Source organism: Belnapia sp. F-4-1, assembly GCF_000802185.1.
In the GTDB taxonomy this organism is placed as follows: Bacteria; Pseudomonadota; Alphaproteobacteria; order Acetobacterales; family Acetobacteraceae; genus Belnapia.
Genome location: NZ_KN676113.1, coordinates 2590256 through 2608957, shown reverse-complemented (window position 1 = coordinate 2608957; position 18702 = coordinate 2590256). Strand labels below are relative to the sequence as shown.

Below are 18702 nucleotides of genomic sequence, written 5' to 3'. Positions count from 1 at the left end.
GCATGAAAGCCAGATCACCCAAGGCGCCGCCCATCCCGGCGCATCCCGGTCTCGATGTGCTGGCGGATGAGGTCGTCTGGGACGGCCGCTTCCCGCTGCAGCGCGTGCGCTTCAGCTACCAGCGCTTCGACGGGGCGCGCTCGGCCGAGCTGACCTGGGAGTTGTGGCGCCGCGGCCGTGGCGTCGCCGTGCTGCCCTACGACCCGGCGGCGGATGCGGTGGCGCTGATCGAGCAGTTCCGCCTGCCTGCGCTCGCCGCCGGCTTCCCCGGCATCATGACCGAATGCGCCGCCGGCCTGCTGGAGCAGGGCGAGGATCCGGAAGCGGCGGCACGGCGCGAGCTGGAGGAGGAAACCGGCCTCCGCGCCGGGCCGATGGAGTTCATCAGCCGCACCATGTTGATGCAGGGCGGCTGCGACGAGACGATGTTCCTCTATGCCGCCCGCGTCACCCTGCCCGAGGCCGCCGAAGCCGGCACCCATGGCCTGGTGAACGAGGGCGAGGATATCCGGGTGCTGATCCTGCCGGCGGAGGAAGCCTTCGTCCTGCTGGACGGGCACCGCATCGAGAATGCGACGGCCGGGCTCTGCCTCTGGTGGCTGCGCCACCACCGCGCCCGGCTGCGACAGGAATGGGTTTGATGCCGACCGAACTGCTCTACCGCGACGACGCCTATCTCACCGAAGCGGCGGCCACCGTGCTCGCCGCCGGGCCCGAGGGGGTGGTGCTGGACCGTACCCCCTTCTACGCCCAGGCCGGCGGCCAGCCCGGCGATGCCGGATGGCTCCGCTGGGAGGGCGGCGAGATGCCGGTGATCAAGGCGGTGAAGGGGCCGGAGGACAGCGTTCTCCACCTCCCCGCCGAGGGCGCGGCGCTGCCGCCGGTCGGCGCCGCCGTCACGGCCGTGCTCGACTGGGGCCCGCGCCACCGGCACATGCGGATGCACACCGCGCTGCATCTGCTGTGCAGCCTGATCCCCGGCGCCGGCGTCACCGGCGGGCAGATCGGCGCCGACCGCTCCCGCCTCGATTTCGACCTCGCCGCGCCGCCCACCAAGGAGTCGCTGACCGAGGCGCTGAACGCGCTGGTCGCCGCCGACCACCCCGTCGGCGAGCGCTGGATCAGCGAGGCGGAGCTGGAGGCCAACCCCTCCCTCGTCCGCACCCTCTCGGTGCAGCCGCCGCGCGGCGCCGGGCGCATCCGTCTGGTGCGGATCGGGCCGGAGGCGGCGCCGGTCGACCTGCAGCCTTGCGGGGGGACGCATGTGCGCCGCACCGGCGAGATCGGCCGGCTCGAGGTGACGAAGCTCGAGAACAAGGGCAAGCAGAACAGGCGGGTCTATCTCGTGCTCGCCGGGGAGTAGGCAGTCGATGGAGAACCTGGTTTCCACGGAATGGCTGGCGGCCGAACTCGGCAAGCCGGACCTGATGATCTTCGATACCACGAAATACCTGCCCAACGAGCCGCATGACGGCCGCGCGAAATACGCCGAGGCGCATGTCCCGGGCGCCGACTACTTCGACATCGACCTCATCGCCGACCCGGACGCCTCGCTGCCGCACATGATCCCGAGCCCGGCGCGGTTCGAGAAGCTGATGGGGCTGCTCGGCGTCTCCAACAGCGCGCGCCTTGTCTTCTACGACCAGAAGGGGCTGGCCTCGGCGGCGCGCGGCTGGTGGCTGATGCGACTCTTCGGCCACACCCAGGCGGCCGTGCTGGATGGCGGATTGCCGAAATGGCTGAAGGAAGGCCGCCCGGCCGAAGCCGGCCCGCCGCCGCCGCGCGATTCCGTGGATTTCGTCGCCGATTTCCAGGCCGAACTGGTGCGCGGCATCGGCGACGTGAAGCGCATCGTGCGCCAGGGCGGCGGCGGGGCGCTGATCCTCGATGCCCGTGCCAAGGGCCGGTTCGACGGCACGGCGCCGGAGCCGCGGCCCGGCCTGCCCTCCGGCCACATGCCGGGTGCGGCGAACGTGCCCTTCAACGAGTTGCTGCGGCCGGACCAGACCATGCTGGAGCCAGCGGCGCTGCGCGCCCGCTTCACCGCGGCCGGCGTCACCATGGAGCGGCCGGTCGTCACCTCCTGCGGCACGGGCGTCACTGCCTGCATCCTCTCGCTCGGCCTGGTGCAGGCCGGCTTCCCCGAGCCCGCCGTCTATGACGGCTCCTGGACCGAATGGGCCGGGCGGCCCGAAACCCCGAAGGTGCACGCCTGATGCCGGACGATTCCATCCCCTCGACGAAGACGCAGGGCTTCGCCACCCGTCTCAGCCATGCCGGCCGGGCGGGGACGCATGTGCATGGCTTCGTGAACCCGCCGGTGCATCGCGGCTCCACCGTGCTCTTTCCCAACTGCGAGGCGCGGCGCGAAGGCGCGAAGCACCGCTTCGAACAATACATGACCTACGGGACGCAGGGCGGCCCGACGCACTACGCCTTCGAGGATGTCATCGCCGAGATCGAGGGCGGCACGCGCTGCCTGGTCGTCGGCACCGGCCTCGCCGCCGTCGCGGTGCCGCTGCTCGCCTATCTCAAGGCGGGCGACCACTGCCTGATGCCGGACAGCGCCTATGGCCCGGCCCGCAACATCTGCGAGGGGCTGCTCAAGGGCTGGGGCATCGAGACGACCTATTACGACCCGACCGTCGATGAGGCCGCCGCCGCCGCGCTGATTCGCCCGAACACCCGCGTCTTCTACACCGAGAGCCCCGGCAGCCACACCTTCGAGGTGCAGGACATCCCGGCCATCGCCCGCGCTGCCCATGCGCGCGGGGTGAAGGTGCTGATGGACAACACCTGGGGCATCCACCACTTCATGCCCTTCCAGCATGGCGTCGACGTCTCGATCCAGGCGCTGACCAAATATGTCGGCGGCCATTCCGATGTGCTGCTCGGCAGCGTCACGGTGAACAGCGAGGCCGACTGGCAGGCCGTGCGCACCACCGGCTCGCTGCTCGGCCAATATGCCTCGCCGGACGATGTCTGGCTGGCACTGCGCGGCGTCCGCACCATGGCCGTGAGGCTCAAGCGCCAGGAGGCGAGCGGGCTCGAGGTCGCCCGCTGGCTGGAGGGGCGGCCGGAGGTGATGCAGGTGATGCACCCTGCCCTGCCGAGCCATCCGCAGCATGCGATCTGGAAGCGCGACTTCACCGGCGCCTGCTCGCTCTTCGGCGTCGTCTTCCAGCCGCGCTATGCGATGGAGGATGTGATGCGCGTCATCGACAGCCTCGCCCTCTTCGGCATCGGCGCGAGCTGGGGGGGCTTCGAGAGCCTCGCCATCCCGACCACGGGCTTCATCACCCGCAGCGCCGGCACGGGCGAGTTCGGCGGGCCGATGGCGCGGCTGCATATCGGTCTCGAGGAGCCGGCGGACCTCATCGCCGATCTGGAGCAGGCGCTCGCCACCCTACCCCGCTGAGGCGAGCGCCGCCTTCAGCCACTCCCGCAGCCGGCGGATGGCCGGCTGCGCGGCGGCCTCCGGCCGGGTGACGAACCAATAGGATTGCCCATTGCCGCCGAAGCGCCGCGGATGGGCGAGGCAGAGCGTGCCGGCGGCGATGCGGTCCTGCACCGCCACCTCCGGCGCGAAGCCGATTCCGAAGCCGCCCTCCGCCATGCGCAGCGCCGCCTCCATGGAATCGGAGACGATCTGCTGGCGCGGTCCCTCCGGCAGGCCGAGGCGCGCCAGCACCCGCGGCCAGAACTCCGCCAGCGGCTTGATGCCGAGCAATGGCCCCTCGGCGATCTCCGCCGGCGTCAGCGCCGTCCTTCCGGCCATCCGCCCCGGCGAGGCGAGCAGCACGGCCGTGGTCGAGGCCAGCCGCTCCGAGGCCAGATGCGCCGGCGGCCGCCGCCCCATGCGGATGGCGACGTCGCAGGCGCCGCTCTCGAGGTCGGCCGCGCGGCTGGAAAGCTCCACCCGCAGCTCGATCCCCTCGCGCCGCAGCGCGTCCATCGCCGGCAGCAGCCAGCGCGCGGCGAAGACCGGCGCGCCGGAGACGGCGAGCGGACCGCGCGGCGCCCGGGCCGCGGCATAGGCGGCGGCGATGGCGCCGAACCCATCGGCAAGGGAGGCAGCCAGGCTCGCCCCGGCCGGGGTCAGCGCCACGCCGCGATGCAGGCGGCGGAAAAGCGGCACACCCAGCGTCGCTTCCAGTCCGCGCACGTGATGGCTGACGGCCGAGGGCGTCAGCCCGATCTCCGCGGCCCCGGACTGGAAGCTGCCATGCCGCGCCGCCGCCTCGAAGGCGCGCAGCGCGGCGAGCGGCAGCCCACCGAAACCCGCATGGCTCGCATGATTCCAGCTCATCCCAGAAGGGAGACTATTCGTTGGACGGGCGTCGCGCCAAGGCGTCTGCTGACATCTCAGAATTCCAGGGGACGAACCGGATCATGGCTGACCTTCGCGGGCTGAGGCCCGTCGCGCCCATCCTCATCGGCGCCTCGGTCATGCTGAGCCTCGCCATGGGACTGCGGCAGAGCCTTGGCCTCTTCATGCAGCCGGCGGTGCAGGATATCGGCATCGCCGTCTCGCAGTTCACTCTGGCCGTCGCGGTGCAGAACCTGGCCTGGGGCTTCCTGCAACCCTTCGCCGGGGCGATCGCCGGGCGCTACGGCTTCCGCCCTGTGCTGATGGTGGGCGTGCTCGCCTATCTCGCCGGGCTGGCGCTGCTGGGGGTGGCGCATTCGGCGATCGAGGTGACGCTCGGCGCCGGCGTGCTGATCGGCCTGGCGCTGGCCTGCACCGCCTCGGGCATGGCGCTCTCCGTTGCCTCTCGTCCCGTCTCGCCGGCCTTGCGCAGCACGGTGCTCGGCATCGTCTCGGCGGCCGGCTCGCTCGGGGCGCTGATCGCGGCACCCATCGGGCAGATCCTCTCGGCCGGCTATGGCTGGCGCATCGGCGTCGCCGGCTTCTTCCTGCTGGGCCTCGCCATGCTGCCCGCGGCCTGGGCGGCGGGGCGCGTCGATGCGGTGAAGCTGCCGCCGGCGCGGGACGATGCGACGACGGCCGGCGCCGCCTTCGGCCTTGCCATGCGGCACGGGCCCTTCCTCGTCATGTCGGGGGCCTATTTCATCTGCGGGCTGCAGCTCGTCTTCCTGACGACCCACCTGCCCTCCTACCTGCAGATCTGCGGCATGGACCCGATGCTGGCGGCCGAGGCGCTGGCGGCGATCGGCGGCTTCAACGTGCTTGGCAGCCTGTTCTTCGGCTGGGCCGGCGGGCGCTGGTCGAAGCCGGCGCTGCTGGGCGGCATCTACCTGATGCGCTCGCTGGTGCTCGCCTGGTACTTCGCCGTGCCGCCGACGCCGGGGAGCACGCTGGTCTTCGCCTCCCTCATGGGCTTCCTCTGGCTCGGCGTGGCGCCGCTCGTCGGCGGGATGACGGCGGAGATGTTCGGGCTGCGCTGGCAGGCCATGGTGCAGGGCCTCGCCTTCACCAGCCATCAGGTCGGCAGCTTCCTCGGCGCCTTCGGCGGCGGGCTGATCTTCGACCGGCTCGGCTCCTATGACCTGGCCTGGAAGCTTGGGGTTGGCATGGGGCTGGTCGCCGGCACGATCCAGATGCTGGCCGCCCTGCCGCGGCGGCCCGGCGCGGCGAGGCCAGCCGCCGCCTGATACGAGAAAGGGGCCCCCGCCTTCCGGCCGGGACCCCCTTCAACCCGTCAGGCCGCTTGGCGCGAGAACCTTACTCCTTCAGGCTGACCGCCTGCCGCCCGCGCTGGCCGTCGCGCACATCGAGCGCGACCTTCTCGCCCTGCTGCACATCGGCCTTGCCGGCGCGCTGCAGCACGGAGGAATGCAGGAACACATCCTGCCCGCCATCATCCGGGGTGACGAAGCCGAAGCCGCGCACCTGGTCGAACCACTTGACGGTGCCGTTCACCGCATAGGTCGGCCCGCCCGCATCGCGGTCGCCGAAATCGCGCCGCGGGGGACGGTCGCCGAAGGCCGCGCGTGGGGCGCCGAAGCCGCCGCCTGCACCGAAGTCGCGCCGCGGGGGACGGTCGCCGAAGCCGCCACCGCCGAAATCGCGCCGTGGGGGACGGTCGCCGAAGCCGCCGCCGCCGAAGTCACGCCGCGGGGGACGGTCGCCGAAGCCGCCTTCCCGGAAGGGGCGCCGCGCCGCGCCAGACGCTGCCGCCCCGCCGCCCTCGCCGAGCCGACGCTCGGTAATGCGCGTGACGAGCCGTCGACCCTGTCGATCCGTGCCGATCTCGCAGACCAGCGTATCGCCGGTTTCAGGTGGCTCGATCCCGGCCTCGGTCAGGGCGGAGGCATGGAAGAACACGTCCTGTCCGTCGGGGCCAAGCACGAAGCCGAACCCCTTGCGGGCGTTGTACCATTTCACCTGGGCTTCGACGGGCCCGGCGCCGCCCTGAATGTCGCTGTCGGAAGGCACTTGCTGATTGATCCGTATCTAGGTCGAACGGCCCAACGAGGATGCAGGACCGCTACTTGGAAGGATGACATTGACGCTGCGACAAAGCGAGCACGAAATCATCCGAATCGGCGCGGGTCATAGGGCGCCAGATCGATCTCCGCCGGTTGCCCCGTCAGCATCTGCGCCACCAGCCGGGCGCTGCGCGGCGCCGAGACGAGGCCGACATGCCCGTGGCCGAAGGCATGGACGACATCCGCCGTCGCGCGGGAGGGGCCAAGGCAGGGCAGCCCGTCCGGCATGCTCGGGCGGTGGCCCATCCAGAATTTCACCCGCTCCGCCGGCAGGTCGCGCGGCAGGGCGGGGAAGCTGCGCAGCAGGTGGTCGCGGAGGATCTCGGCGCGCTTCCAGTTGGGCGCGGCCTCGATGCCGGCGATCTCCACCTGGCCGGCGCAGCGCAGGCCGCGCGCCGTCATGGTGACGGACATCTTGCCGTCGGAGGGCATCAGCGGCGTGCGCGGCCCGGTCTCGGCACCCTCGATCATCGCGTGATAGCCGCGCTCGGTCTCGAGCGGCACGGCATCCCCGACGGCGGCGGCAAGCGGCCGCGAATGGGCGCCGGCGGCGATGACGGCGCGGTCGGCCGCGACCTCACCCGCGTCGGTCCGTACCGCGCGCAGGCGGCCTGCATCGAGGCGAAAGCCTGTTGCGCGGGCCGTGATGCGCTGCGCGCCCTCTGCCTCGGCGAGCGCCACCAGCGCCGCGACATAGGCGCCCGGATCGCGGCAATGCCCGCCCTCCTCCACCAGCGCGGCGAAGCCGTAGCGTCGGTCGAGCTCCGGCTCGCGCTGGCGCAGCTCCTCGGCGGAAAGTTCGATCCACTCGACGCCGACCTGGCGACGGATGCGCCAGGCCATTGCCTCCGCCTCGTATTCGGCGCGGGAGGGGTAGATATACATCAGCCCCCGCCGCTCGATGAGGTGGCCGACGCCCGCGGCCTCGGCCAGCGCCGCATGCAGCGCAGGCGACCCCCGCAGCAGTGCCCGCAGCGCCTGGGCCGTCTGCAGCACCCGCGCCTCGGTCCAGCCGGAGGCAAGGTAGCGGAGCAGCCAGGGCATCACCCTTGGGAAATACCCCCAGCGGATGGCCAGCGGCCCGAGCGGGTCCGCGAGGAAGCCCGGCACCTTCCGCCACAGCCCCGGCACGGCGGGAGGAATGACCGACATCGGGCTGAGCCAGCAGCCATTGCCGTAGCTGGCCGATTGCTCCCCACCCGGCGGGCCCGGCTCAATGATCGTCACCTGATGCCCGGCCCGCAGCAGCTCCAGCGCCGTGCAGGCGCCGAGGATGCCGCCGCCGATGACGGCGCTCCGGGTCATCGCTGCACCCGGCCGGGATCGCCCCCGGCCAGCAGCGAGACATGGGCGGAAACCACCCGCCAGCCCTGCTCCGGCAGCCGGGCCATGATCTTCGTCTCCCGCCCGACCAGGCCGCTATCGGTGCGCTCGTACTCCAGATGGGTGCAGGCGACGTCCGGCCCGAAGCTGGTGATATGGACCCGGCGGACCGCCCGCGGCGCATAGCGCGCGACGCTGGCGCGGAAGGCGCGGATCGCCTCGATCCCGTAGAGGATCTCCGTGATGCCGAAGCGCACCGTGCGCGGGTCGGCCCAGAAGCAGGCATCCAGCGTGGCGGCGTCGTTGCCGGCGATGGCCGCCTCGTAGCGGTCGAAAAGGGCACGGGCTTCGGCGATCACCGCCGGGTCGTCGATCTGCATGTGGCAAGGATGCAGCGCTCGCGCTTGCCACGCAAAGATTACACGCAGTTCATGTGCAGTGGCTCACGGAATACTGAATACTGTCGGGATCACGCTTTCGTGGGACCCGCTATGTTGGACGCCCTGCCCGCCCGCCCCGCCTCTCCTGCCGCGCTCGGCCTCCACAGCCTGGCCGAACAGGGCTTCCTGTTCGCCACCGGCATCGAGAACAGCGCCCCCACCATCGAGGGTGGCCGTATCCGTCGCGACCAGATGGCCGAATGCGGCCATTACGACCGCTGGCGCGAGGACCTCGCCCTGGTGAAGGAGATCGGCTGCGGCGTGCTGCGCTACGGCCCGCAGCTCCACACCTCCCTCCGCGGCCCCGGGCTGCATGACTTTGCCTTCGCCGACGAGTCCTTCGCCGAGGTCCGCCGCCTCGGCATCCTGCCGGTGGTCGATCTCTGCCATTTCGGTGTGCCCGACTGGATCGGCGACTTCCAGAACCCGGATTTCCCGGAGCTCTTCGCCGCCTATGCCGAGGCCTTCGCCCGCCGCTTTCCCTGGGTGCAGCTCTACACCCCGGTGAACGAGATGTTCATCACCGCCGTCTTCTCCGCGAAGTATGGCTGGTGGAACGAGCAGCGGACCGATGACCGCAGCTATGTCACCGCCATCAAGAACATCGTCCGCGCCAACGTCATGGCGATGCAGGCGATCGTGCGGGTGCGGCCGGATGCGATCTTCATCCAGTCCGAATCGACCGAGCAGTTCCATGCCGAATGCCCGGATTCGCTGGTCCATGCCGACCACCGCAATGCCGAGCGCTTCCTGACGCTCGACCTCAACTACGGCCACCGCGTCTGCTCCTCGATGTACGAGTACCTGATGGACAACGGCATGACGCGGGAGGAGTACCACTTCTTCCAGCGCTCGGCCCCGGCGCTGAAGCGCCACTGCATCATGGGCAATGACTGGTACGCGACCAACGAGCACATCATCGGCTCCAGCGGCCACAGCCGCTGGGCTGGCGAGGTCTTCGGCTACGACACCGTGACGCGCGACTACCATAGCCGCTACGGCCTGCCGATCATGCATACCGAGACCAACATGGACGAGGGCCCGCGCGGCGACGAGGCCGAGCGGTGGCTGTGGAAGCAGTGGTCGGGCCTGATGCGCCTCCGCCGCGACGGCGTGCCCATCCTCGGATTCACCTGGTACTCGCTGACCGACCAGATCGACTGGACCCATGCGCTGCGCGAGCGCCGCGGCGACGTGAACCCGCGCGGCCTCTACGACCTGGACCGCAAGATCCGCCCGGTGGGGCGTGCCTATCAGCGGCTGATCGAGGGCTGGCGGCCGGTGCTGGCGCAGCAGGGCCATTGCCTCAGGCTGCCGGTGACGGCGGCCTGATCCGGATGGGGCCGCGGCCGGGTCAGTCCGGCCGCAGCCCCATGCGCTGAACCACCTGGGTCCATTTCCTTACCTCGGCCGCGACATAGTCGCCGAAGGCCTCGGGCGGCCCGCTCTGCGGCTGGATGCCCTGCCGGGCTAGCGCCCCGCCAACATCCGGCCGCGCCATCGCCTCCCGCATCGCCGCGTTCAGCCGGGCGATGACCGGGGCCGGGGTACCGGCGGGGGCGAGAACGCCGCCCCAGCTCACCGTCTCGAAGCCCGGCACCGTCTCGGCGATCGCCTGCAAATCGGACGCTTCAGGCACCCGCTGGAGGGAGGTGACGGCGATGCCTCGCACCCGTCCGGATTGCACATGCGGCAGCAGCACCGGCACCGTGTCGAAATTCACCGGGATGACGCCGGCGATGAGGTCGGCCGTCGAGGGCGCGCTGCCGCGATAGGGCAGATGGGTGAGCTCGATGCCGGTCAGGCTCTTCAGCAGCTCCATCGCCATGTGGCCTGCCGAGCCGACGCCGGCCGAGCCGTAGCTGAGCGCGCCCGCCCGCTCCCGCGCATAGGCCAGGAATTCCGGGAAGCTCCGCACCGGCACCGCCGGGTTGACCGCCATGATCTGCGGCACGACGGAGACCGCCATGACGGGCGCGAAGTCGCCGATCGGGTCGAAGGGGGTGCGGCTGCCGTAGAGGGCGGGGCCCATGCCGTTCGGCCCGGCATTGCCCATCAGCAAGGTGTAGCCATCCGGCGGGCTGCGGGCGACAAGTTCCGCGGCGATGAAGCCGTTGGCGCCCGGCCGGTTCTCCACCACCAGGGTCTGGCCCAGCGAGGCGGTGAGATGCGGCGCCATGAGCCGGGCGATGATGTCGCTCGCGCCACCCGGCGGATAGGGAATGACCATGCGGATAGGCCGCTGCGGCCATTCCCCTTGCGCGAGCGCCGGGCTGGCGAGCGCCAACCCACCGAGGACGAGGCCGCGGCGGGTGGCGCTCACCGGCGTCAGCCCGCCGCGTCGATGGCGCGCTTGGCCATGACCGTCACAAGGTGGGCGCGGTACTCGGCGCTGCCGTGGATGTCGCCGTTCAGCCCATCGGCCGGCTGCTTCACCCCGGCCACGGCGTCCGGCGACCAATTGGCCGTCAGCGCCTTCTCCATATCCGCCTGGCGGAAGACGCCCGGGCCGGCGCCGTTGATGGCGACGCGCACCGCGCCGCCGGTCTTGGCGACGAAGGCGCCGGCCATCACGTAGCGGCTGGCCGGGTTGCGCATCTTGGCATAGCCGGCCTTCTCAGGGATCGGGAACTCGATCGCCACCAGCAGCTCACCCGGCTCCAGCGCCGTGGTGAACATGCCTTGGAAGAAGTCATCCGCCGCGATGCGCCGCTTGTCGGTGACGACCGTGGCGTTCAGCCCGAGCACCGCCGAAGGATAGTCCGCCGCCGGGTCGTTGTTGGCGACGCTGCCGCCGATGGTGCCGCGGTTGCGCACCTGGGTGTCGCCGATGGTGGAGGCCATCTGGGCGAGGGCCGGGATCGCCGCCTTCACCTCGGGGCTGGTCGCCACCTCGAAATGCTTGGCGAGCGCGCCGATGACGAGCTTGTCGCCCTCGCGCTTGATGCCCTTCAGCTCCGCGATGCCGGAAAGGTCGACAACGGAGGTCGGCTTGTTCAACCGGTGCTTCAGCGCCGGCAGCAGGGTCTGGCCGCCCGAGATCGGCCGCGCATCCGGGTCGGCCGAGAGCAGCTTCACCGCATCCGCCAGCGAGCCGGGCTTGTGGTACTCGAAGTCATACATCGCTCGATCCCCTGATCATTCCGCGGCCATGGCCGGCCGGCTTGCGTTGATGATGCCCCAGATCTTCGCGGCCGTCGCCGGCATCTCGATATGCCGGACGCCGTATTCCTTCAACGCATCGACGACGGCATTGATCACCGCCGGCGGCGAGCCGATCGCCCCCACCTCGCCGCAGCCCTTCACCCCGAGGGGGTTATGGGTGCACAGCGTGGTGTGCGTTGCGACGCTCACCATCGGCAGGTCGTTCGCCCGCGGCATCTGGTAGTCCATGAAGCTCGCCGAGACGAGCTGCCCTTCGCTGTCATAGACGCAGGATTCGAGCAGCGCCTGGCCGATGCCCTGGCAGACCCCGCCCTGCACCTGGCCCTCGACGATCATTGGGTTGATGACGCGCCCCACATCGTCGACGGCGGTGAAGTTGACCACGGTGGTGATGCCCGTCTCCGGCTCGATCTCCACCTCGCAGATATGGCAGCCGCCGGGATAGGTGAAGTTCTTCGGGTCGTAGAAGGCGGTCTCGTCGAGGCCGGGCTCCAGCTCCTCGATCGGGTAGTTGTGTGGCACATAGGCGGTCAGCGCGATTTCGGCCCAGGACTTGGTCTTGTCCGTCCCCGCCACCCGGAAGGTGCCGCGGTCGAACTCCACGTCCTCGACCGAGGCCTCCATCAGATGGGCCGCGATCCGCTTGGCCTTGGCGACGATCTTGTCCATCGCCTTCACCATGGCCGAGCCGCCGACCGCGAGGCTGCGGCTGCCATAGGTGCCCATGCCGAAGGGAATCTTGGCGGTGTCGCCATGCACCACATCGACCTGCGCCAGCGGCACGCCGAGGCGGTCGGTGACGAGCTGGGCGAAGGTCGTCTCATGGCCCTGGCCGTGGCTGTGAGTGCCCGTCAGCACGGTGACGCTGCCCGTCGGATGCACCCGGATGGTGCCGACCTCGTAGAGGCCGGCCCGCGCGCCGAGCGAGCCCACCACGGCCGAGGGCGCGATGCCGCAGGCCTCGACATAGGTGGAGATGCCGATGCCGCGCAGCCTGCCGCGCGCCTTGGCCTCTGCCCGCCTGGCCTCGAAGCCGGCCCAGCCGGCCGCCTCCAGCGCCTGGTTCAGCGTGGCCTGGTAGTCGCCGCTGTCGTATTGCAGGGCCACCGGGGTCTGATAGGGGAAGGCATCGGCGGGGATGAAATTGCGCCGGCGGATCTCGACCCGGTCCATGCCCGTCTCGGCCGCCGCCACGTCGACCAGGCGCTCGAGCAGGAAGGTCGCCTCCGGCCGCCCGGCACCGCGATAGGCATCGACGGGCACGGTGTTGGTGAAGACTGCCTTCACTTCGGCATAGACCGATGGCGTCGCATACACCCCGGCCAGCAACGTGGCGTAGAGATAGGTCGGCACGCTTGTTGCGAATGTGGACAGGTAGGCGCCCATATTCGCCAGGGTCTGCACGTGCAGCGCCAGGAATTTGCCGTTGGCATCGAGCGCCAGCCGCGCCTTGGTCACGTGGTCGCGGCCATGCGCGTCGGTGATGAAGCTCTCGGTGCGCTCGGCCGTCCACTTCACCGGGCGCTTCACGCGTCCCGCGGCCCAGGTGACGATCGCCTCCTCGGCATAGTGGAAGATCTTGGAACCGAAGCCGCCCCCCACATCGGGCGCCACCACGCGCAGCTTGTGCTCCGGCAAATGGAGGACGAAGGCGCCCATCAGCAGCCGAATTACATGCGGGTTCTGGCTGGTGGTGTAGAGGGTGTAGTCCTCGGTCGTCGGGTCGTAGTCGCCGATGGCGGCGCGCGGCTCCATCGCATTCGGCACCAGCCGGTTGTTCACCAGCTCGAACTCGACGACCTTCGCCGCCTTGGCGAAACCCGCCTCGTTGATCGCCTTGTCGCCGATATGCCAGTCGTAGCAGACATTGCCGGCGACATCGTCGTGCACCTGCGCGGCGCCCGGGGCGAGCGCCGCTTCCAGGGTGGCGACGGCGGGCAATACCTCGTACTCGACTGCGATGGCCTCGGCGGCGTCCTTGGCCTGCGCCCGCGTCTCGGCGATCACCGCCGCGACGGCATCGCCGACGAAGCGCACCTTGCCGACCGCCAGCACGGGGTGCATCGGCTCCGCCATCGGCGAGCCGTCCTTGTTGTGGATCTGCCAGCCGCAGGGGATGCCCCCAAGGTCGGGCATGTCCGCCCCGGTGAAGACCGCCACCACCCCCGGCATCGCCGCGGCGGCCACGGTGTCGATGGAGGCGATGCGCGCATGAGCATGCGGGCTGCGCAGGATGGCCGCATAGGTCTGGCCGGGCCGGTTGATGTCATCGGTGTACTGGCCGCGGCCGGAAAGGAAGCGCAGGTCCTCCTTGCGCTTGACGCTGGCGCCGATGCCTTCGAACGGGGTCACGACATTCATCTGCAACGCCTCCCTGGGTGCTGCTCGCCCCACCTTTGCGGCGGGATCCTTTTATGGGGCGCGCGGGTGGTGCCGCGCGCCCGGGGGCGACCGCTATTCGGCCGCCGGCGCCAGGGCCTGGGCCCGGCCGTGCATCACTTCCTGCGCTGCGGCGATCGCCTTGACGATGTTGTGGTAGCCCGTGCAGCGGCAGAGGTTGCCCTCGAGCCCCTCGCGGATCTCCTTCTCGGACATCCCGTCGGGATGCTTCTCCACCAGGTCGATGGCCGACATCACCATGCCCGGCGTGCAGAAGCCGCATTGCAGCGCGTGGTACTCGCGGAAGGCCTCCTGCATCGGGTGCAGCGTGCCATCCGGCTTGGCGAGCCCCTCGATGGTCGTCACCTGGCTGCCATTGGCCTGAAGGGCCAGGATGGTGCAGGCCTTCACGCTCTCGCCATCCACATGGACAACGCAGGCGCCGCACTGGCTGGTGTCGCAGCCGACATGCGTGCCGGTCAGGCGCAGTTTCTCCCGCAGCAGCTCCACCAGGAGCGTGCGGCCCTCGACATCGACCGTGCTGGTCTTGCCGTTCACGGTCAGCGTTACTTGCGGCATGCCGCGCCTCCCCCGATCCATTGGAAATCCGACGCCCCTGCGCAACGAGGGGCATCCGTGGGTGGAAAGGTCGCCTCGCACCCGGCTTCCGTCAAGGACCAGAGCGGGCGATCAGCCACGTCCTGCTGTTTCGGGTGCCGGAATCAGGCGTTTCCGCCCCCGCGTGGCCAGCAACAGCCCCCCGAGCAACAGAGTGCCGACCGGCCAGAGCACCCAAAGCGTGCCGATGGCCATCGCCCCGAACAGCCCGGCCCCCATCGCCACCTCGGGGTCCGGCCCGGCCAAGTAGGGCGTGACGGCCGCGCAGGTGCCGAGGCTGCCAACCAGCATCAGCAGCTGGAAGCCCCAGAAGCACCATCTCACCACCCGGCCGAAGCGGCTCCGCCGCTCCCGCACCTCCAGCAAGACCGGCTCCGCCATGGTCAGACCGCGAGCAGCGCCTGCCCCTTGGCCACCGCCAGCGGGTTCCGGTCCGCCGAGAGGTCGTGCAGGTGGCAGGCCGCAAGGTGCCCCGCCTCCAGCGCGGTCGGCACCGGGCGCAGCGGCGGCTCCTCGACCCGGCAGCGGTCGAAGGCATAGGGGCAGCGGGTGTGGAAGCGGCAGCCCTTGGGCGGGTTGATCGGGCTCGGCACGTCACCCTTGAGGATGATCCGCTCGCGCGCCTTGCCCGGCATCGGGACCGGCACGGCGGAAAGCAGCGCCTCCGTATAGGGGTGCTTCGGTGCAGCGAAGAGGCTGCGCTTCGGCGCCACCTCGGCGATCTTGCCGAGATACATCACCGCCACCCGGTGCGTCATGTGCTCAACGATCGCCAGGTCGTGGCTGATGAAGAGCAGGGCGAGGCCAAGCCGCTCCTGCAGCTCCTGCAGCAGGTTGACGATCTGCGCCTTCACCGAGACGTCTAGCGCCGAGACCGCCTCGTCGCAGATGATGAGGTCCGGCTCGGCCGCCAAGGCGCGCGCGATGCCGATGCGCTGCCGCTGCCCGCCGCTGAACTCGTGCGGCCAGCGGTTCACCGCGTCGCGCGGCAGCCGCACCGTGTCCATCAGCTTGCCGACCTTCTCCTCCAGCTCGGCACCGCTCCGCGCCAAGCCGAAATTATGGATCGGCTCGGCCAGGATGTCGCGCACCTTCATGCGCGGGTTGAGCGAGGAGAAGGGGTCCTGGAAGACCACCTGCATGCGCCGCCGCAGCGGCCGCAGCGCGCTCGACGACATGTCGTCGATGCGCGTGCCGTCCAGCACCACCTGCCCGGCAGTGATGCCGAAGAGCTTGAGGATCGCCTTGCCGACGGTCGACTTGCCGCAGCCGCTCTCGCCGACGAGGGAGAGCGTCTCGCCCTTGTTGATATGGAAGGAGACGCCGTCCACCGCATAGACATGGCCGGTGACGCCGCCCAAGAAGCCGCCCTTGATCGGGAAATGCTTCTTCAGGTCCTGAACATCGAGCAGCGGGGAGCTCATGCGGCGATCGCCCCTTCCTTGAGTGCGTAGTGGCAGGCGGCGACGTGGCGCGGCGCCTTCTCCTCCAGCGCCGGCGCGACCTTGACGCAGAGATCGGTCGCATGCGGGCAGCGCGAGGCGAAGACGCAGCCGGGAATCTTCTGCTTGAGGCTCGGCACCAGGCCGGGAATCTCGGCCAGCCGCGTCTCCGTCCCCGTCAGCGAGGAGCCGAGCTTCGGCATGGAGCCGAGCAACCCCTGCGTATAGGGATGGCGTGGCGAGTTGAAGAGCTCGACGACCGGCGCCTCCTCCACCTTCTTGCCGGCATACATCACCACCACCCGCTCAGCGACCTCGGCCACCACGCCGAGGTCATGGGTGATGAGCACGATGGCGGCACCGACGCTGTGCTTCAGCCCGCGCATCAGCTCGAGGATCTGCGCCTGGATCGTCACGTCGAGCGCCGTGGTCGGCTCGTCGGCGATCAGCAGCTTCGGGTTGCAGGCCAGCGCGATGGCGATCATCACCCGCTGCCGCATGCCGCCCGAGAGCTGGTGCGGATACTCGCGCACGCGCCGCCCCGGCTCCGGGATGCCGACCAGCTTCAGCATCTCGACGGCCTTGGCCTCGGCATCGCGCGCCGAAAGCCCCTGATGCAGGCGCAGCGTCTCGCCGATCTGCCGGCCGATATTCAGCACCGGGTTCAGCGAGGTCATCGGCTCCTGGAAGATCATGCTGATCTCGTTGCCGCGGATGTCGCGCATCTCGCGGTCGGAGAGCTTCAGCAGGTCCCGCCCCTGGAAGCGGATGGAGCCGGCGATCTTGCCTGGCGGCTCCGGGATGAGGCGGAGGATCGACATCGAGGTGACGGACTTGCCGCATCCCGATTCGCCGACGATCGCCACCGTCTCCCCCGCATTGACGTGGAAGCTGACGCCGTCCACCGCGCGGTTGATGCCATCCGGCGTGCGGAAATGTGTCTGCAGGTTCTCGACGACGAGAAGCGGCTCGGCCATGGCCTAGACCCTCTTTGCCATGCGCGGATCGAGCGCATCGCGCAAGCCGTCGCCGAGCAGGTTGATCGCGAGCACCGTGATCGACAGGAACACCGCGGGGAAGAAGACGATATAGGGCTTCACCTGCCAGAGGGCGCGGCCCTCGGCCATGATGTTGCCCCAGGAGGGGATGATCGGTGGCGTGCCCGCGCCGATGAAGGAGAGGATCGCCTCCGTGATCATCGCCGCGCCGCAGACATAGGTCGCCTGCACGGTGATTGGCGCGAGCGTATTGGGCAGGATGTGGCGCAGGATGATGCGCGGCGTCCGGCTGCCGGCGGCGACGGCGGCATCCACATAGGGCTGCTCGCGGAGCGAGAGCACCACGCCGCGCACCAGGCGGGAGACGCGCGGGATCTCGGCGATGGTGATGGCGAGGATGACGTTCTGCACGCTGCCGCGCGTCAGGGCCATCAGCGCGATGGCGAGCAGGATGGAGGGGATCGACATCATCCCGTCCATGATCCGCATGATGATGCTGTCCGCCCAGCGCACATAGCCGGAGACGAGGCCGATCGTGAGGCCGATCACCGAGGCGAAGAAGGCGACCGAGAAGCCGACGATCAGCGAGATCCGGGCGCCGTAGAGCACGCGGGAGTAGACGTCGCGCCCCAGCATGTCGGTGCCGAACCAGTACATGGCCGAGGGCTCGCGCGTGCGCCGCGCCGGCGCCAGGGCGGTCGGGTCGACCGTCCAGAGCAACGGCGCGAAGACGGCGATGCTGACCATCAGCAGCAGCAGGAAGGCGCCGATCGCCATGGTCGGGTTGCGACGGATGAAGCCGATGAGGCCCCGCTTCGGCTTCACCGGCGGCAGGACGTCGCCCATCGGCGGAGCCGCGGCGACCTCCTGCGGCGGGGCGGAGGAGAGGACGGCGGAGGACATCAGTAACGGATCCTCGGATCGAAGAGGGTATAGGCCAGGTCGATCAGCAGGTTGACCAGCACGTAGACGAAGCTGAACAGCAGCACGACGCCCTGAATCACCGGATAGTCGCGGCGCAGGATGGCATCCACCGTCAGCCGGCCGAGGCCCGGGATGGCGAAGACGCTCTCCGTCACCACCGCGCCGCCGATCAGCAGGGCGATGCCGATGCCGATGACGGTGACGATCGGCACCGCGGCGTTCTTCAGTGCGTGCAGGAAGAGGATGTTGCGCTGCCCGGCGCCCTTGGCCCGCGCCGTGCGGATGTAGTCCTGCTGCAACACCTCGAGCATGGTCGCCCGGGTGATGCGGGCGATCAGCGCGATATAGACCCCGCCCAGCGCGATGGACGGCAGGATCAGGTTCTCCAGCCAGGGGAAGAAGCCCTCGCGGAAGGCGGTGTAGCCCTGCACCGGCAGCCAGTCGAGCTCAAGCGCGAAGATATAGGCGAGCACGTAGCCGACGACGAAGACCGGCACCGAGAAGCCGAGCACGGCGAAGCCCATCACCGCGCGGTCGATCCAGCTGCCCTGCTTCCAGGCGGCGATGACGCCCATCGGCACCGCGATGGAGACGGCGAGGCAGAGGGTAAGGACCATCAGCGAGACCGTGGGCTCGATGCGCTGCTGGATCATCGTCGTCACCGGCAGGTTGGTGAAGATCGAGACGCCCATGTCACCGTTGAGGATGTTCCACACCCACTCCCCGAAGCGGATCAGGAAGGGCCGGTCGAGGCCGAGCGAGGCGCGGATGCGCTCCACATCCTGCGGCGTCGCCTGGTCGCCGGCGATGACGGCAGCCGGGTCGCCGGGCGCGATGTAGAGCAGGCTGAAGACGAAGAGCGCAACGATGGCCATCACCGGAATGGTGGCCAGGACGCGCCGGACTGCATAGGCGAACATGGCGCCTCCTTACGCTTGGGAGAGTTCCGCGCAACCGGTT

The 18702-nt window shown here is 69.9% G+C and carries 19 protein-coding genes; 6 read left to right on the top strand and 13 right to left on the bottom strand.

Going from position 1 to position 18702, the window contains the following annotated elements:
• Positions 1-2: 2 nt before the first annotated feature.
• The 4 genes from LH62_RS12310 to metC are packed head-to-tail and all read left to right on the top strand — an operon-like array spanning position 3 to position 3418.
• Entirely contained in the window at positions 3-641 is a 639-nt protein-coding gene (locus tag LH62_RS12310) for an NUDIX domain-containing protein (RefSeq protein ID WP_052214321.1), read from the top strand.
• Entirely contained in the window at positions 641-1363 is a 723-nt protein-coding gene (locus tag LH62_RS12305) for an alanyl-tRNA editing protein (RefSeq protein WP_043361615.1), read from the top strand. Before LH62_RS12310 ends, LH62_RS12305 begins: the two co-directional genes overlap by 1 nt.
• Before the next feature lie 7 nt (positions 1364-1370).
• On the top strand, positions 1371-2216 hold the full coding sequence (locus LH62_RS12300) for a sulfurtransferase (RefSeq protein WP_043361612.1): 846 nt from the start codon (positions 1371-1373) through the stop codon (positions 2214-2216).
• Complete coding sequence (gene metC / locus LH62_RS12295; protein ID WP_043365689.1) at positions 2216-3418, top strand: cystathionine beta-lyase; 1203 nt, start codon at positions 2216-2218, stop codon at positions 3416-3418. Before LH62_RS12300 ends, metC begins: the two co-directional genes overlap by 1 nt.
• Here metC and LH62_RS31990 read toward each other — a convergent pair.
• Positions 3407-4309 carry a LysR family transcriptional regulator gene (locus LH62_RS31990; protein ID WP_052214318.1) on the bottom strand — a complete coding sequence of 301 codons (903 nt, stop codon included), beginning with the start codon at positions 4307-4309 and terminating at the stop codon, positions 3407-3409. The genes metC and LH62_RS31990 overlap by 12 nt on opposite strands.
• An 83-nt stretch (positions 4310-4392) precedes the next feature.
• On the opposite strand from LH62_RS31990, the gene LH62_RS12285 reads away from it, so the two are divergent.
• Positions 4393-5616 carry an MFS transporter gene (locus tag LH62_RS12285; protein WP_043361610.1) on the top strand — a complete coding sequence of 408 codons (1224 nt, stop codon included), beginning with the start codon at positions 4393-4395 and terminating at the stop codon, positions 5614-5616.
• 70 nt (positions 5617-5686) lie between these two features.
• Here the strand turns inward: LH62_RS12285 and LH62_RS12280 are convergent, their stop codons facing one another.
• From LH62_RS12280 to LH62_RS12270, 3 genes are all read right to left on the bottom strand, one after another.
• Entirely contained in the window at positions 5687-6400 is a 714-nt protein-coding gene (locus LH62_RS12280) for a cold-shock protein (RefSeq protein WP_052214316.1), read from the bottom strand.
• Between the two features lie 98 nt (positions 6401-6498).
• Positions 6499-7758 carry an FAD-binding oxidoreductase gene (locus tag LH62_RS12275; RefSeq protein ID WP_043361608.1) on the bottom strand — a complete coding sequence of 420 codons (1260 nt, stop codon included), beginning with the start codon at positions 7756-7758 and terminating at the stop codon, positions 6499-6501.
• Positions 7755-8156, bottom strand: a complete 402-nt coding sequence (locus LH62_RS12270) for an AtzH-like domain-containing protein (RefSeq protein WP_043361606.1) — start codon at positions 8154-8156, stop codon at positions 7755-7757. Before LH62_RS12270 ends, LH62_RS12275 begins: the two co-directional genes overlap by 4 nt.
• A 111-nt stretch (positions 8157-8267) precedes the next feature.
• On the opposite strand from LH62_RS12270, the gene LH62_RS12265 reads away from it, so the two are divergent.
• On the top strand, positions 8268-9548 hold the full coding sequence (locus LH62_RS12265; RefSeq protein ID WP_052214313.1) for a family 1 glycosylhydrolase: 1281 nt from the start codon (positions 8268-8270) through the stop codon (positions 9546-9548).
• Between the two features lie 22 nt (positions 9549-9570).
• On the opposite strand, the gene LH62_RS12260 is transcribed toward LH62_RS12265, so the two are convergent.
• From LH62_RS12260 to LH62_RS12220, 9 genes are all read right to left on the bottom strand, one after another.
• On the bottom strand, positions 9571-10539 hold the full coding sequence (locus tag LH62_RS12260; protein ID WP_052214310.1) for a tripartite tricarboxylate transporter substrate binding protein: 969 nt from the start codon (positions 10537-10539) through the stop codon (positions 9571-9573).
• A gap of 5 nt (positions 10540-10544) precedes the next feature.
• Positions 10545-11339 carry a xanthine dehydrogenase family protein subunit M gene (locus LH62_RS12255; RefSeq protein WP_043361604.1) on the bottom strand — a complete coding sequence of 265 codons (795 nt, stop codon included), beginning with the start codon at positions 11337-11339 and terminating at the stop codon, positions 10545-10547.
• A gap of 15 nt (positions 11340-11354) precedes the next feature.
• Positions 11355-13742, bottom strand: a complete 2388-nt coding sequence (locus LH62_RS12250) for a xanthine dehydrogenase family protein molybdopterin-binding subunit (RefSeq protein ID WP_043361601.1) — start codon at positions 13740-13742, stop codon at positions 11355-11357.
• 93 nt (positions 13743-13835) lie between these two features.
• Entirely contained in the window at positions 13836-14339 is a 504-nt protein-coding gene (locus tag LH62_RS12245) for a (2Fe-2S)-binding protein (protein ID WP_043361599.1), read from the bottom strand.
• A 111-nt stretch (positions 14340-14450) separates the two neighbouring features.
• A complete protein-coding gene (locus LH62_RS12240; protein WP_043361597.1) occupies positions 14451-14759 on the bottom strand; it encodes a hypothetical protein in 309 nt (102 codons plus the stop codon).
• A 2-nt stretch (positions 14760-14761) separates the two neighbouring features.
• Positions 14762-15802: an ABC transporter ATP-binding protein gene (locus tag LH62_RS12235; RefSeq protein WP_043361595.1), complete on the bottom strand. Its 1041-nt coding sequence runs from the start codon at positions 15800-15802 to the stop codon at positions 14762-14764.
• On the bottom strand, positions 15799-16797 hold the full coding sequence (locus tag LH62_RS12230) for an ABC transporter ATP-binding protein (RefSeq protein ID WP_043361594.1): 999 nt from the start codon (positions 16795-16797) through the stop codon (positions 15799-15801). The genes LH62_RS12235 and LH62_RS12230 overlap by 4 nt, the downstream gene beginning before the upstream one ends.
• Positions 16798-16800: 3 nt before the next feature.
• Positions 16801-17721 (bottom strand): ABC transporter permease, encoded by a 921-nt coding sequence (locus LH62_RS12225; protein WP_043361592.1) that lies wholly within the window; start codon positions 17719-17721, stop codon positions 16801-16803.
• Positions 17721-18662, bottom strand: coding sequence for an ABC transporter permease (locus tag LH62_RS12220; RefSeq protein WP_043361590.1), 942 nt, complete (start codon positions 18660-18662; stop codon positions 17721-17723). The genes LH62_RS12225 and LH62_RS12220 overlap by 1 nt, the downstream gene beginning before the upstream one ends.
• Positions 18663-18702: the final 40 nt, after the last annotated feature.